Below are 11,666 nucleotides of genomic sequence, written 5' to 3'. Positions count from 1 at the left end.
TACACAACAATACCTCCCTGCAATGACGTTAAACCAACATACACTTCATATAATTCTCTTCTATCGCCACCAACTTCGCTTTAAATATCTGCCCTATTTCTAAAGGTTTATCTAGCTTTACCGGAATAAAATTTTCGGTATGGGCAATATTATTATTCTCTACTAATAACTCCACTTTCTGTCCTATATGTTTTTTAAAGAATTCGGTCAACTGGTTTTGCCCTTCTTGCCTTAAAATTGCTGCCCTTTCTTTTCTTATATTTTTAGGTACTTGTGGCATACGTGCTGCAGGCGTTCCTTCTCTTTCCGAATAAGGAAAAACATGTAAATATTGTAATTCCGCTTCTGAAATTAATTGTCTTGTATTTTCAAACATTTCAGGGGTTTCAGTCGGGAAACCAGCTATAATATCCGCACCAAAAGATACTTCCGGTCTTATTGCCCGCAGCTTCCGACAAAACTCTATTACGCTTGCTCTATTATGACGTCTTTTCATACGTTTTAATATCATATCATCACCTGCTTGCAAGCTAATATGAAAATGCGGCATTATCCTTTCACTATAAGCTATAAGCTCAAAAAGTTCATCATCTATTTCTGCAACATCTATTGAAGATAATCTAAGCCTCTTTAATTCAGGGACTAAATTCAACACTCGTTTAATCATTTGTGCGAATGTTGGACTTCCTGGCAAATCACTACCATAAGCCGTGACATCGACACCGGTAAAAACTACTTCTTTAAAGCCGTTTAATACCAAATGCTTTACCTGCTCTACTATAGCTCCTATTGCTACTGATCTACTTTTTCCTCTACCATAAGGGATAATACAGAAAGTACAAAAATGATCACAACCGTTTTGTACCTGAATAAAAGCACGAGACTTACAGTCAAAGCTACTTACTAAATGACTTGCCGTCTCTTTCACCGACATTATATCGTTAACTGTTATTTTTGCATCGGTAATTTGGTAGTAATTAGGTAATAACTTCTCTTCATTACCTATAACTTTGTCAACTTCCGGCATATTACCGTACATTTGCGGACTTGTTTGAGCACTACAGCCGGTAACAATAATTTTTAAATCAGGATTATTTTTTTTAGCCTTGCGTATAGCTTGTCTTGCTTGTTTCTCAGCTGCTTTAGTTACCGCACAAGTATTGAATATTGCTACATTATCGATACCCGACAATTCCAAGTTTTTTCGTATTATCTCACTTTCGTAAATATTAAGTCTACAGCCAAATGTTACTACGTTTTGTCTTAAATTATTGCTCACAATAATATTCCCCACGTGCTACAAGCGTAGCTGCCCCTTGCATTATTATATTACCGTTTTCTTCTTTCATAGTAAGGTTACCGTGCTTAAAGACTATAGTACTTGGTGAATGAATAAAACCGCGCTTTAAACCGGCAGCAAAACTACCGCAAGCTCCGCTTCCGCAAGCAAGGGTTAACCCTGCCCCCCGCTCCCAAACGGATAAATAGATTTTATTATCTTTTACTTCAGCAAAATTAACGTTTACCCCATCTGCAAATAATTCCTTAGCCTGCAATCTTTCACCGACAATTTTTTGATCTTGAGGTTCTAACTTACTAAAAATAACTACATGCGGATTACCTATATCAACGCAAATAGTTTCCTTTAAATCAATCATATAACGCTCTGCAAATTCCCAAACTTTATCACGATTTGGCATCCAAGCTTCATTAAAACTTACGCTTCCTACATTAACGCTAATATTATTTTCATCATTGACATTACATAGCAATTTTTTATTGCCTACCATTACAGTAATATCTTGCTTTCCCGTATCAAGATAAATTAACTTGGCTAAACATCTTGTAGCATTACCGCATAATTTAGCACTAGAGCCGTCTATGTTATATATAATCATTTCATAAAAATCATTATGCTCTTCATAAATAATAAACTGATCGCAACCAATACCTGTATGACGCTCAGCCATATTTTTTGCTAACTGCGATAAATCATATGAACTTGATAAATCTCGTTTGTTAACAATAACAAAATCATTACCGAGACCATGCATTTTTACAAAATTAATTTTACTAATCATAATGTTTTACATATTAGGAAATTGTATTATAGCAAATTTCTTGGAATTTACTATAATGAAGTAATGATATATAAAAATATAGACTATTATGCTAATTTCACGTTTCTTAGACCCTAAAAATAACTATGCATTTTTAAAAATTTTCGGTACAGAAAAAAATAAGGATATACTTATTCATTTTCTAAATAACATTTTAGGTTATACGGGAAAAGAAATAATTACCAAAGTTACTTTTTTAAAAAAATCTAAGGTTCCGACATCGCTGCTTATAGACAATCTATAGTTGATGTATTATGTAGAGATAAATACGGTACTCAATTTATTGTAGAGATGCAGGTCAGCAAACATCCAGGTTTTGAAAAACGAGCTCAGCTTTACACAACAAAGGCCTATTCAAGAAAAATAATAAACAAAGATGAAAATCATAAAAAAAATGGCAGAATATGCAAAACTTCGAGGAGTAATATTCTTAGCTATTGCCGATTTTATTTTATTGCCCGACAAAAAAGATTGGAGATCAAATCACAGATTACTTGATACTAAAACTTATGAGAACGACCTACAAGATTTTTATTTTATATTCTTAGAGCTTGAGAAATTTAATAAAGAATTAGATCAATTAGAGAACCTTCAAGAAAAATGGGCATAGTTTCTTTAAACATGCACATGAAAGCACTCTAGAAGGAATTTGATAGGTCATGATTTTATTATTAAAAAAGCTTTTTATGCTTTGGATCAAGCTAGTTGGTCTGAAAAAGAGTTAAATACTTATGAAAAAATGATAAAAACCGAAATGGATAATCTAGCCGTAAAAGAGCAGAAAATTATGGATACTGAAGCTAAAGGGGAAGCCAGAGGGGAAGCAAAACAAAAAATTTCTATAGCTAAAAAAATGTTAGCAAAAAACAAACCTTTAGATAAAATTATAGATTTTACCGGTTTAACAGAAAAAGAAATCGAGCAATTAAAGTAATGAAGATCCTTAATATTATGCTAAGTCGTGACCTTGGCGGCATTCAACAAGCATTTTTAGATTATAGCACTGCTTTAGAGATGCAAAAAATTGAGGTTATAAATATCACTTCTTACAAGGCAAAAATAAATTCCTTTCTACACAAACAAAGCTTAAAACTACCTAATATAGTACCGTTTGATTTACTCTCGGTACTTATTTTTAAGTATATAATTCATAAGACTAAACCCGATATAATTATAGCACACGGTAACAGAGCAATAAATTTTAGTAAATTTGCTAAATCACAAAATATAAAATTAATCGGTATCGCTCATAATTATAGTTTAAAAGGACTACGTAAATGCGATTTTGTTATTGCCTTGACGCATCATATGAAAGAATTTTTATTAAAAAATCACTTTGCCGAATCTAGGATATGCATCCTACCGAATATGATAAATATTGCTAAAGACTTTATTCCAAATAAAACATATAGAAAACCTGTCGTAATTGGTGTACTAGCAAGATTTGTAGCTAAGAAAGGTGTTGATGTTTTTATTAAAGCTATCAAAATTTTAAAAGAAAAAAAATATGATCTTCATGCAGTTATAGGTGGAAGCGGCGAAGAAAAAGATAATTTAATTGCTTTAGCACATAAACTTAATTTACAAGATCAAATATCATTTACGGGATGGGTTAACGATAGAGATAAATTCTTTAAACAAATAGATATTTTTTGCTTACCGTCTCTTCATGAACCGTTTGGAATTATAGTGCTTGAAGCAATGGAGGCAAGCATGCCTATCGTTAGTACAGATACTGAAGGGCCTGCAGCAATCTTAAACGACATGCAAGACGGGCTTATTTGTAAAGCCGGCTCTGCTGAAGATTTAGCAGCAAAAATTGTCTATCTAATAGAGAACCCTATAAAAGCAAAAGAATTTTCTAAAAACGCCTACCTTACTCTCAAACAAAATTATGAAATTAAAGTTGTTTCTGAAAAGTTACAGCATATTTTAGAAAGCTTCAGATAAGATGAATTTAAGGGTGAGCCTACACAGCTTATAAAAATACGTGAACACACAAGCGAATCCTGCAAAATTCACTTATATCAAGCTTTCTAAAATATGCTATAGCAACATTATTACGTAATTATAAAAATAGTTAGTTGAACAAATAATAGTCTATATTGACATAACGGTTTAAAGATTCATAATTAATATTAAGTAATTTATTTTAATGAACCTAATCGATGAACTTCATATGCCGATTTTGCATTTACTTAAAATATATTCTAGTTTTATCGATTTCATCATTTCTTCTATGTGTTTGTAATGCAAAACACGATAATATTCCCCCTAAACTCTCATTACCTACTACTTGGAATAATTATTCTCTAGAACAAAATAATAATGCATCCTCCAAGTGGTGACTGCAATTTAACGATCCGGTGTTAAATAACCTAATCGAAGAATCTTTAACCGGTAACTCCGATATTAAGCTGGCAATGAGTAATGTGCTAGCAGCGCAAGCACAGCTTAACCTTATTAATTCTTATAGATTTCCACAAATCAATTTACAAGGCGGAGCAAATCAAACAAAAAACAGTAAAGAAACAAAAGCACCGAATGAACCGAAATTCTCTAATAATTTGGGGCTAGCAAGCGTGCTTAATTACAAGCTGGATTTATAGATGCAGCCGCCAACGCTAGCGAATCAGCTAAAAAAACTTTCCTTGCAAGTGAGTATAACAAGGCAGCGGTACTTTTATCAGTTATAAGTAACGTCACTATAAGTTACTTTAATCTTTTAGTATTAGACAAACAAATCTATCTAACTGAAAAGCTAATTGAGGCTCAAACGGAAATTTATAAATTAAATCAGAAATTATATAATCTTGGCGTAGGTGATTTAATATCGGTTAGTGAAGCTGCTTCCGAGCTTGCACTTACTAAGTTATCATTGCCGCCTTTAAAACAACAAAGACATGAGCAGGAAACCACTTTAAAAATTTTAGTAGGTAGAATTCCTGAAAATATAGTAAACGGCTTAATTTATCGTAATAAACCAATAGATTACTTCCCTGCTCTACCGGTATTACCTAAAATATTACCATCAGAGCTTTTAGAGCAAAGACCGGATATTAAAGCAGCAGAGCAAAATTTACTAGCAGCAGATGTAAACTTAAAAACAATAAAAGCTACTTATTTTCCACAAATTTCTTTAACAGGCTTATTAGGATTCGGTAGCAATAAACTTAATACTCTGTTTACTAACTCAGCTGAGACTTGGCAGGTAGGCGGCAACATAGCAGGACCTATTTTTGATTTTGACAAATAACAATGCTTAAAACAATAATGCGGAATTTGATATTGATAACATTACTAGTACTAAATAGTAATATTAGTGGTTTGGGTAATAAAACATCATAATAAAAGCAGTAAACAAATCACTATAGCAGCTCCGGTTGAGGTAACACAAGTTATTAGAAAAGACGTATCTGATGTGATAGAACTTGCAGGAGTAGCTGAAACTGACCAAAGTGCCGATATATTCAATCTCAAGTTACGGGCCAAATATTAAGTGTAAATTTTGATGACGGACACGAAGTAAAAACAGGTGATTGATTATATGAAATCGATTCTCGCCCTTTTCAAAATCAATTACAGCAAGCACAAACAAATTTACTAAGTGATACTTATAACCTTGAAGATGCTATAAAAGAAAAGGCAAGATATCGTGCTTTATACGAGGAAAAAGCTGTTTCGGAAGAGCAATATTGACAGATACTAACTAATATGAATATGCTTAGGGCCACCGTGGAACGCGATAAAGCAATTATTGCAGACGCTAATTTACAAATCGAGTATTCAAAAATAGTAGCTCCTTTTGATGGTAAACTTAGTGAGAGTAATGTGGATATAGGTGATTTAGTATCGCCGGATTTTGTGCGTCTAGTAACTATCAATACTAGCTCGCCTATTTATGTCAGCTTCTCCGTACCTGAAAAATATCTCGAGCGTATTAATAAATCTCAAAAATCTAATCATTTAGCTTTGACGGTTAGAACCGTAAGCGACCAAGAAATTAAAGACGGTGAGATCGTTTTTGTCGATAATTCGATTTATCCAAATAGCGGCACTATCAAAGTTAAAGCAACACTACCTAACCAAAACGAAATATTATGGCCGGGACAGTGTGTTCGTGTATCCCTAACGATTTACATCGAACAATAGGCTTTAATAGTTCCGTCTAAAGCCATGCAAACTAACGATCAAGGTCCTTATATGTTTGTTGTCGATCAAGATAATAAAGCCGTGGTCAAGAATATAGATATAGTGTTTTCTAATGATGGTTTTATTGTTATTAAAAGCGGTATAGATGAGGGAGAAACGGTAATCACCAACGGGCAGCTACGATTATCTAACAGAGCAGAGGTGAGTGTTAGGGAGGAGTAGTGTCAAATCGTCATTGCGAGGAAATTACAAAGTAATTGACGAAGCAATCTTAGGAGTTTGTCATTATTTCATGAAATTGCCACGCTGCTTACAGTCGCTCACAATGACGATATGTATGACAGAAAAAATCCATAAAACAGGAAAAAATAATTGGGTATTTCAGAAATATTTATTAAGCGTCCGGTTCTTGCTACTTTATTCATGGCAACTATTTTGCTGTTTGGAGCATTCGGCTATAGGATATGACCGGTAAGCGTTTTACCTGACATCAACTGCCCGACTATTCCGGTTTCAGTAAGCTTGCCTGGAGCTGACCCTACTACTATGACATCTTCAGTTGCATTACCGCTTGAAAAGCAATGCTCAACGATATCAGATATTGATTCGATGAGTTCGGTTAATAGTAACGGTACTACTCAAATTACTTTGCAGTTTAATTTAGACCGAAATATAGATGCAGCGGCACAAGACATACAAGCAACTACCGAACGACTTACCTACCCCGCCCTCATATTGTAAAGTAAATCCTGCCGACGCACCTATATTTTATTTATCTTTAACCTCTGAGACTCTTCCCCTTATATACCGTGGACTATTACGCCGAAACAATTATGGCTGAGCGTTTATCTATGCTGCCGGGTGTTGCACAGATACAAGTTTACGGCTCACAGCAATATGCAGTGCGTGTGCAGATTGACCCTGTTAAAATGGCAGCAAATAATATAGGGCTTGACCAAGTCTCAAACATTATCATCTCTGCTAACGTTAATTTACCGACCGGAGCTTTTTATACGGTACAGATATCTACTCAAGCATTAGAGCCCCTGGGCAATTACAAAATGTTAAAGAATATAATGAGTTAATATTAACTTATAAAAACGGTAATCCGCTTTTTCTTAAAAATATTGGGAAAGCCATTGATAGCGTAGCTAATAATAAAATAGCCGCTTGGTATAGGGATAAGCCGGGGGTAATACTTGCTATTCAAAAACAACCGGATACTACTAATACTATTGAAATAGTCGACTCTATAAAAGAAGTATTGCCGTTGCTTCGCAGGCAAATCCCTGAGGGCATTAATATTAATATCATGTTTGATAGGTCAATTTCTATATCAGAGAATCGGTAAATGATACCAATTTTACTATACTACTCGCTTTAATACTCGTAGTGATTGCTATATTTCTCTTTCTACATAACTGACGGTCCGTGATTATTCCGACTATTGCCCTTCCTTTATCAGTTGTCGGTACTTTTGCCTTTATATATCTATTCGGTTATAGCATCGATAATATGTCTTTAATGGCTCTAACGCTTGCGATGGGTTTTGTCGTGGATGATGCAATAGTAGTGCTTGAAAATATCACACGACATATGGAAAAAGGCGAGAGTAAAATAGCAGGATGTATTAACGGTACTAAAGAAATAGGATTTACTATCGTCTCAAGGACTTTATCCCTAATGACGATATTCATCCCAATATTATTTATGAGCGGAATTTTAGGGAAGCTACTGCACGAACTTGCCGTTGTTATTACTACCTCTATTTTGCTTTCGGGAGTTATCTCGATAACCGTAACTCCTATGTTATGTAATGTGTTTTTGAGGGATCGTCATTGCGAGGAACGTAGTGACGAAGCACTCTCAGGGCAACCAACCGAGATTGCCACGGCGCCTTTGACACCTCGCAATAACGACCTACCACTAACCGAAAAAGCCTTTGAATATGTCAAACAAAAATATGGTAGCAGTCTAAAAACAGTAGTAGAGCATTCAAAAACTACTATGCTTATATTTTTCTCTTAGTAATCATCGCAACGGCTTATTTATTTGGGAAAGTACGCAAAGGCTTTATGCCTTATTCCTATACGGGACAAATCTTAGTTTTTACCGACGCCGCTCAAACTATTTCTTTTGATGCGATGGTGCAAGAACAGCAACAAGTAAGTGATGTATTACTTAAAAATCCTAATATAGATTCATTTTTTTCTGCCGTAGGTGTTTCAGGTAGAAACTCTGCCGTAAATCAGGGTACGATTTTGATTAGCTTAAAACCTCGTGATCAAAGAATAGGAGCTGACGCCGTTATAGATCAGTTACGTTCAAAACTAAATCATTTAGTAGGTTTAAGGGTATATATCCAGAACGTACCTACTATTACGATCGACGGACCAGCAACCAAAAGCCAATATCAATATACTATGCAAGAACTCGATCAAGATGTGCTATTTAGCTTTGCACCGAAATTAAAGGACAAGCTCGCACGACTGCCAGGTTTTATTAACGTAACTTCGGATTGACAAATAGCATAGCCATAAACTTTAGTGCAGATTGATAGATATAAGGCTGCAAAACTCGGTATATCAGTCGAGCACGCCCAGAATATCTTATATGCAGCTTACGGTGCTGAGCAGATTTCCACATTATATACCCCAACAGCTCAATATGACGTTATTTTAGAGCTAGATCCTAAATATCAAACAGAGTCATCAATGTTATCTTTAGTCAATATTAACTCCACAAGCGGCAATTTAGTAACGCTAACTACCCTTGCTAAAATTGTTAACACTGTTGGCCCGCTTAGTATTTCACATTTCGGGCAATTACCTTCAGTTATGGTATCATTTAACCTGCAAGATAGATATTCAATTAGTGATGGCCGTTCCAAAAGTTAATCAAGCAATAAGAGAGTTACAAATGCTGGCTACGATTACGGGAAGCTTCCAAGGAACAGTTCAGGCATGTCAGTCGTCTTTTTCCGATCTTGGCTTATTGCTTGGACTTGCCGTTATAGTTATTTACATAATCCTTGGCATGTTATATGAAAGTTTTGTGCATCCTATAACTATACTTTTAGGACTACCTACCGCTATATTGGGAGCATTACTCGCTCTACTAATATTTAATAGCGAACTTGATATGTACGGATTTGTCGGACTTATAATGTTAATCGGTATAGTGAAGAAAAACGCTATCATGATTATCGATTTTGCCTTAGAACTTGAGAAAACTGGCAATCAATCTTCGGCATGAAGCAATTTATGAAGCATGTATAATACGATTCAGACCGATTATGATGACTACCCTAGCTGCCTTAATGAGAACTATGCCTATTGCGCTTGGAGTCGGAGCAACAAGAACAGAGAGAAGATCACTAGGACCTGCAGTAGTGGGAGGTTTACTCACACATTGCAATTACTTACTCTTTATACATCACACCGATAATTTGCCTATATTTTAGAAACAGCTAAGAAATGGTTAAAGCATAGCAATTATAAAGCTGAAATTAGAAACTATCCGGAATTAAATTGGCAATCTTAATGTTGTTGTATGGCGCGAGAAACTCGTTCGGCGTTATCCCGTGGCTTGACCACGATATCCAGAAAATAACTAAAAATACTAATAATATTAGTATTTTTGACTAGCTCCCGTGGACAAGCTACGGCGTGACAGTGGTATCAAGCGTGTTCAATATTCGGCATCGTGTTCTCTTCTCCAGTAACCGTAATTTCATCACTATCATAATTAAATGTGTCCGTTGTAGAAGGAGTAGACGGTACAGGCGATGTGCTTACTAACTCATAAGACTTTTGATCTAAATAATCTCTTACTTCTCGTTTACCAAGCAATTCCATAGCATCATTTTTATTCCTTTCTTTTATATATGCTTCAGGAATATATGCCTTAATATATTCCATATCAGATGCGTTTTCTAATAAATAAGGTGATACAAATTCTAGTATGTCCTTACCGCTTCTTTTATAATTAGCAAATGAGTAAGCAACACAAATACCATAGTCATTTAATAAATGCTTGTGTCTTGTCTGTTGAATGTTGTTTTGTAGATTCCACAGCTCTTAAAGCATATAATATCTGTTCTCTTGTTGCTTGAATAGAAACATCATCTGAAGCCAGACCGTAAGCTTTTTCAAGCTCTTGATCTTTAAAAATGTAATTTTTTTGTTAATTCTTTTATTTCAGTAACAATAGGGTTTTGAAGGCCTTTTATAAAGGTAAGACTAGCAGTACTTGCTGAGAGTTTACTTTTCATAATATACCTATTAATAAATTTAACATATTTCTATATTCAAATATTAATTTTTATTAATAAATAATAAACCTATTGGTAGTGATAAATATATCATATCAGAGATTGCTGTATATATCTAAAAACTGGAGATTTCTGCTTTTAGCTAAGAATAGGCTTATTATATCGAACAAGCATTACTACCGTTATCATCATCTTCAAGGATAAATTTTTGCTTTACCTTAGAATTGTTATTATACGGCTTACTATTTTTTACCGGTGGATAATTTACAGGCTCATAATTTGTAACGGGCGGGGCATAATTTTGATTTACTACAGCATTTGGACAAGTATATTTTGATATATCACGCTTAGTTTCTCTAAGCATGGCTTTTATCTGATTTAATTCCTCTTGTATCTTTTTTTCTTTATCGCTATCGTCTTTTCTAACCTTTTTATTCGCTCTACTTAAAGTCATATCATCATCGGATTCAGCGAAACCGGCTTCTGCTTTTTGCCTTGCTATATCCCTTTTAATCATCTTAAGATACATTTCACGATTTCTCTTTACAGGATCGATTCTTTCTCCTCTTAAAGGACTATCACTATCATAGTCATCATCGTTATCATAATCAAGATTATCTTCTACTATATTCTTTTTAGCCAAAGTAATATATTTATTATTATATACAGGTTTTCTCTTACCGCCTTTAGCACCTTTGCTATCAACCAATCTGTTATTTGCTGATCTTTGAAAATAGCTTCTAAAATTATCTGTACAAGCTGAAAGTAAAAACATTCCTAAAAATAATATTATAATTTTTTTTAACATATGATTTATATTATTCCAAAACTTTTATTAGACTTCCTATACAACTTAGCTAATAAGGAGGAATTTGTAGAAGACACGGAACACAGCACCGCAGCGTACGCTTTGGTACGTGAGGATACGAGTAACGGATCGACGCACAAATTACCCTTAGAAGCAAGTTATGCAGAAAGTCTAATATGATTAATGCCACATAATAGCCAAACTTGCAAGAATAAAGAGCCGAACTGCTATGTGCTTAATTAAATTATTGTTATTCTGAGGTATTTTTGGTCTTGTTGTATGTCTCCACCCCGTCATTACAAACGACTAAAAG

General features: G+C 34.5%; 20 protein-coding genes and 4 pseudogenes. 20 read left to right on the top strand and 4 right to left on the bottom strand.

Translation table 11 applies throughout. From position 1 onward, the window contains the following. Positions 1 to 28 precede the first annotated feature (28 nt). Together mtaB and dapF are read right to left on the bottom strand one after the other, a co-directional pair. Positions 29 to 1,294 carry a tRNA (N(6)-L-threonylcarbamoyladenosine(37)-C(2))-methylthiotransferase MtaB gene (mtaB, locus tag RAF_RS02990; RefSeq protein WP_012719674.1) on the bottom strand — a complete coding sequence of 422 codons (1,266 nt, stop codon included), beginning with the start codon at positions 1,292 to 1,294 and terminating at the stop codon, positions 29 to 31. Then, positions 1,269 to 2,081 carry a diaminopimelate epimerase gene (gene dapF, locus RAF_RS02985; RefSeq protein WP_012719673.1) on the bottom strand — a complete coding sequence of 271 codons (813 nt, stop codon included), beginning with the start codon at positions 2,079 to 2,081 and terminating at the stop codon, positions 1,269 to 1,271. Before dapF ends, mtaB begins: the two co-directional genes overlap by 26 nt. A gap of 88 nt (positions 2,082 to 2,169) precedes the next feature. On the opposite strand from dapF, the gene RAF_RS10370 reads away from it, so the two are divergent. The 19 genes and pseudogenes from RAF_RS10370 to RAF_RS10715 all read left to right on the top strand — a co-directional run. Next, positions 2,170 to 2,364 (top strand): PD-(D/E)XK nuclease family transposase, encoded by a 195-nt coding sequence (locus RAF_RS10370; protein WP_012719672.1) that lies wholly within the window; start codon positions 2,170 to 2,172, stop codon positions 2,362 to 2,364. Beyond that, the gene (locus RAF_RS10365) at positions 2,340 to 2,618 is read left to right on the top strand and encodes a PD-(D/E)XK nuclease family transposase (RefSeq protein ID WP_327203446.1); all 279 of its coding nucleotides are present in this window, start codon (positions 2,340 to 2,342) and stop codon (positions 2,616 to 2,618) included. The genes RAF_RS10370 and RAF_RS10365 overlap by 25 nt, the downstream gene beginning before the upstream one ends. Next, positions 2,515 to 2,730, top strand: coding sequence for an Rpn family recombination-promoting nuclease/putative transposase (locus RAF_RS02975; RefSeq protein WP_234943929.1), 216 nt, complete (start codon positions 2,515 to 2,517; stop codon positions 2,728 to 2,730). Before RAF_RS10365 ends, RAF_RS02975 begins: the two co-directional genes overlap by 104 nt. A gap of 39 nt (positions 2,731 to 2,769) precedes the next feature. Then, on the top strand, positions 2,770 to 3,054 hold the full coding sequence (locus tag RAF_RS02970) for a hypothetical protein (RefSeq protein WP_012719670.1): 285 nt from the start codon (positions 2,770 to 2,772) through the stop codon (positions 3,052 to 3,054). Continuing rightward, positions 3,054 to 4,070, top strand: a complete 1,017-nt coding sequence (locus RAF_RS02965) for a glycosyltransferase family 4 protein (RefSeq protein WP_012719669.1) — start codon at positions 3,054 to 3,056, stop codon at positions 4,068 to 4,070. Before RAF_RS02970 ends, RAF_RS02965 begins: the two co-directional genes overlap by 1 nt. 416 nt (positions 4,071 to 4,486) lie before the next feature. Next, positions 4,487 to 4,729 (top strand): TolC family protein, encoded by a 243-nt coding sequence (locus tag RAF_RS10360; protein WP_041471856.1) that lies wholly within the window; start codon positions 4,487 to 4,489, stop codon positions 4,727 to 4,729. Next, positions 4,726 to 4,998 (top strand): annotated as a pseudogene (locus tag RAF_RS10355) (TolC family protein); the annotation flags it as partial. The gene RAF_RS10360 and the pseudogene RAF_RS10355, both read left to right, overlap by 4 nt. Continuing rightward, positions 4,999 to 5,376, top strand: a complete 378-nt coding sequence (locus RAF_RS02955) for a TolC family protein (protein ID WP_041471855.1) — start codon at positions 4,999 to 5,001, stop codon at positions 5,374 to 5,376. It begins immediately after the preceding pseudogene. Between the two features lie 66 nt (positions 5,377 to 5,442). Beyond that, positions 5,443 to 5,619, top strand: a complete 177-nt coding sequence (locus RAF_RS02950; protein ID WP_041471854.1) for a hypothetical protein — start codon at positions 5,443 to 5,445, stop codon at positions 5,617 to 5,619. A 221-nt stretch (positions 5,620 to 5,840) separates the two neighbouring features. Next, positions 5,841 to 6,272: an efflux RND transporter periplasmic adaptor subunit gene (locus RAF_RS07075; RefSeq protein ID WP_234943928.1), complete on the top strand. Its 432-nt coding sequence runs from the start codon at positions 5,841 to 5,843 to the stop codon at positions 6,270 to 6,272. Between the two features lie 24 nt (positions 6,273 to 6,296). Continuing rightward, a complete protein-coding gene (locus RAF_RS09790; protein WP_041471853.1) occupies positions 6,297 to 6,494 on the top strand; it encodes a hypothetical protein in 198 nt (65 codons plus the stop codon). 300 nt (positions 6,495 to 6,794) lie between these two features. Continuing rightward, a complete protein-coding gene (locus RAF_RS10350) occupies positions 6,795 to 7,013 on the top strand; it encodes an efflux RND transporter permease subunit (protein WP_410524336.1) in 219 nt (72 codons plus the stop codon). Positions 7,014 to 7,105: 92 nt separating this feature from the next. Then, entirely contained in the window at positions 7,106 to 7,357 is a 252-nt protein-coding gene (locus tag RAF_RS10345) for an efflux RND transporter permease subunit (protein WP_268738935.1), read from the top strand. Continuing rightward, positions 7,297 to 7,623, top strand: a complete 327-nt coding sequence (locus RAF_RS10340) for an efflux RND transporter permease subunit (protein ID WP_327203444.1) — start codon at positions 7,297 to 7,299, stop codon at positions 7,621 to 7,623. Before RAF_RS10345 ends, RAF_RS10340 begins: the two co-directional genes overlap by 61 nt. Positions 7,624 to 7,703: 80 nt before the next feature. Further along, on the top strand, positions 7,704 to 8,300 hold the full coding sequence (locus RAF_RS10335) for an efflux RND transporter permease subunit (RefSeq protein WP_083762099.1): 597 nt from the start codon (positions 7,704 to 7,706) through the stop codon (positions 8,298 to 8,300). Positions 8,301 to 8,347: 47 nt separating this feature from the next. Beyond that, a pseudogene (locus tag RAF_RS09780) lies at positions 8,348 to 9,169 on the top strand (efflux RND transporter permease subunit). After that, positions 9,150 to 9,527: an efflux RND transporter permease subunit gene (locus tag RAF_RS10565; protein WP_327203432.1), complete on the top strand. Its 378-nt coding sequence runs from the start codon at positions 9,150 to 9,152 to the stop codon at positions 9,525 to 9,527. The pseudogene RAF_RS09780 and the gene RAF_RS10565 overlap by 20 nt, the downstream one beginning before the upstream one ends. A gap of 40 nt (positions 9,528 to 9,567) precedes the next feature. Next, positions 9,568 to 9,735 (top strand): efflux RND transporter permease subunit, encoded by a 168-nt coding sequence (locus RAF_RS10330; RefSeq protein WP_041471851.1) that lies wholly within the window; start codon positions 9,568 to 9,570, stop codon positions 9,733 to 9,735. A gap of 79 nt (positions 9,736 to 9,814) precedes the next feature. Beyond that, a pseudogene (locus RAF_RS10715) lies at positions 9,815 to 9,916 on the top strand (permease); the annotation flags it as partial. 36 nt (positions 9,917 to 9,952) lie between these two features. On the opposite strand, the gene RAF_RS09110 reads toward RAF_RS10715, so the two are convergent. Both RAF_RS09110 and RAF_RS02900 read right to left on the bottom strand, forming a co-directional pair. Next, positions 9,953 to 10,192, bottom strand: a complete 240-nt coding sequence (locus tag RAF_RS09110) for a hypothetical protein (RefSeq protein WP_041471850.1) — start codon at positions 10,190 to 10,192, stop codon at positions 9,953 to 9,955. Between the two features lie 510 nt (positions 10,193 to 10,702). After that, positions 10,703 to 11,353: a hypothetical protein gene (locus RAF_RS02900; protein WP_012719668.1), complete on the bottom strand. Its 651-nt coding sequence runs from the start codon at positions 11,351 to 11,353 to the stop codon at positions 10,703 to 10,705. Here RAF_RS02900 and RAF_RS02895 point away from each other — a divergent pair. Beyond that, positions 11,354 to 11,524 (top strand): annotated as a pseudogene (locus tag RAF_RS02895) (palindromic element RPE1 domain-containing protein); the annotation flags it as partial. Positions 11,525 to 11,666 lie beyond the last annotated feature (142 nt).

The sequence above is a fragment of the Rickettsia africae ESF-5 genome (assembly GCF_000023005.1).
GTDB lineage: Bacteria > Pseudomonadota > Alphaproteobacteria > Rickettsiales > Rickettsiaceae > Rickettsia > Rickettsia rickettsii.
This window is presented reverse-complemented; position numbering and strand designations above follow the sequence as displayed.

Bases quoted from the DNA above. Each gene is read 5' to 3' on its own strand.
- RAF_RS10330 (WP_041471851.1), top strand. From the start codon at position 9,568: ATGATGACTACCCTAGCTGCCTTAATGAGAACTATGCCTATTGCGCTT.
- RAF_RS10565 (WP_327203432.1), top strand. From the start codon at position 9,150: ATGGCCGTTCCAAAAGTTAATCAAGCAATAAGAGAGTTACAAATGCTG.
- RAF_RS10345 (WP_268738935.1), top strand. From the start codon at position 7,106: ATGGCTGAGCGTTTATCTATGCTGCCGGGTGTTGCACAGATACAAGTT.
- RAF_RS09110 (WP_041471850.1), bottom strand. From the start codon at position 10,192: ATGGAATATATTAAGGCATATATTCCTGAAGCATATATAAAAGAAAGG.
- RAF_RS09790 (WP_041471853.1), top strand. From the start codon at position 6,297: ATGCAAACTAACGATCAAGGTCCTTATATGTTTGTTGTCGATCAAGAT.
- dapF (WP_012719673.1), bottom strand. From the start codon at position 2,081: ATGATTAGTAAAATTAATTTTGTAAAAATGCATGGTCTCGGTAATGAT.
- RAF_RS02965 (WP_012719669.1), top strand. From the start codon at position 3,054: ATGAAGATCCTTAATATTATGCTAAGTCGTGACCTTGGCGGCATTCAA.
- RAF_RS02900 (WP_012719668.1), bottom strand. From the start codon at position 11,353: ATGTTAAAAAAAATTATAATATTATTTTTAGGAATGTTTTTACTTTCA.
- RAF_RS02975 (WP_234943929.1), top strand. From the start codon at position 2,515: ATGGCAGAATATGCAAAACTTCGAGGAGTAATATTCTTAGCTATTGCC.
- RAF_RS10370 (WP_012719672.1), top strand. From the start codon at position 2,170: ATGCTAATTTCACGTTTCTTAGACCCTAAAAATAACTATGCATTTTTA.
- RAF_RS07075 (WP_234943928.1), top strand. From the start codon at position 5,841: ATGCTTAGGGCCACCGTGGAACGCGATAAAGCAATTATTGCAGACGCT.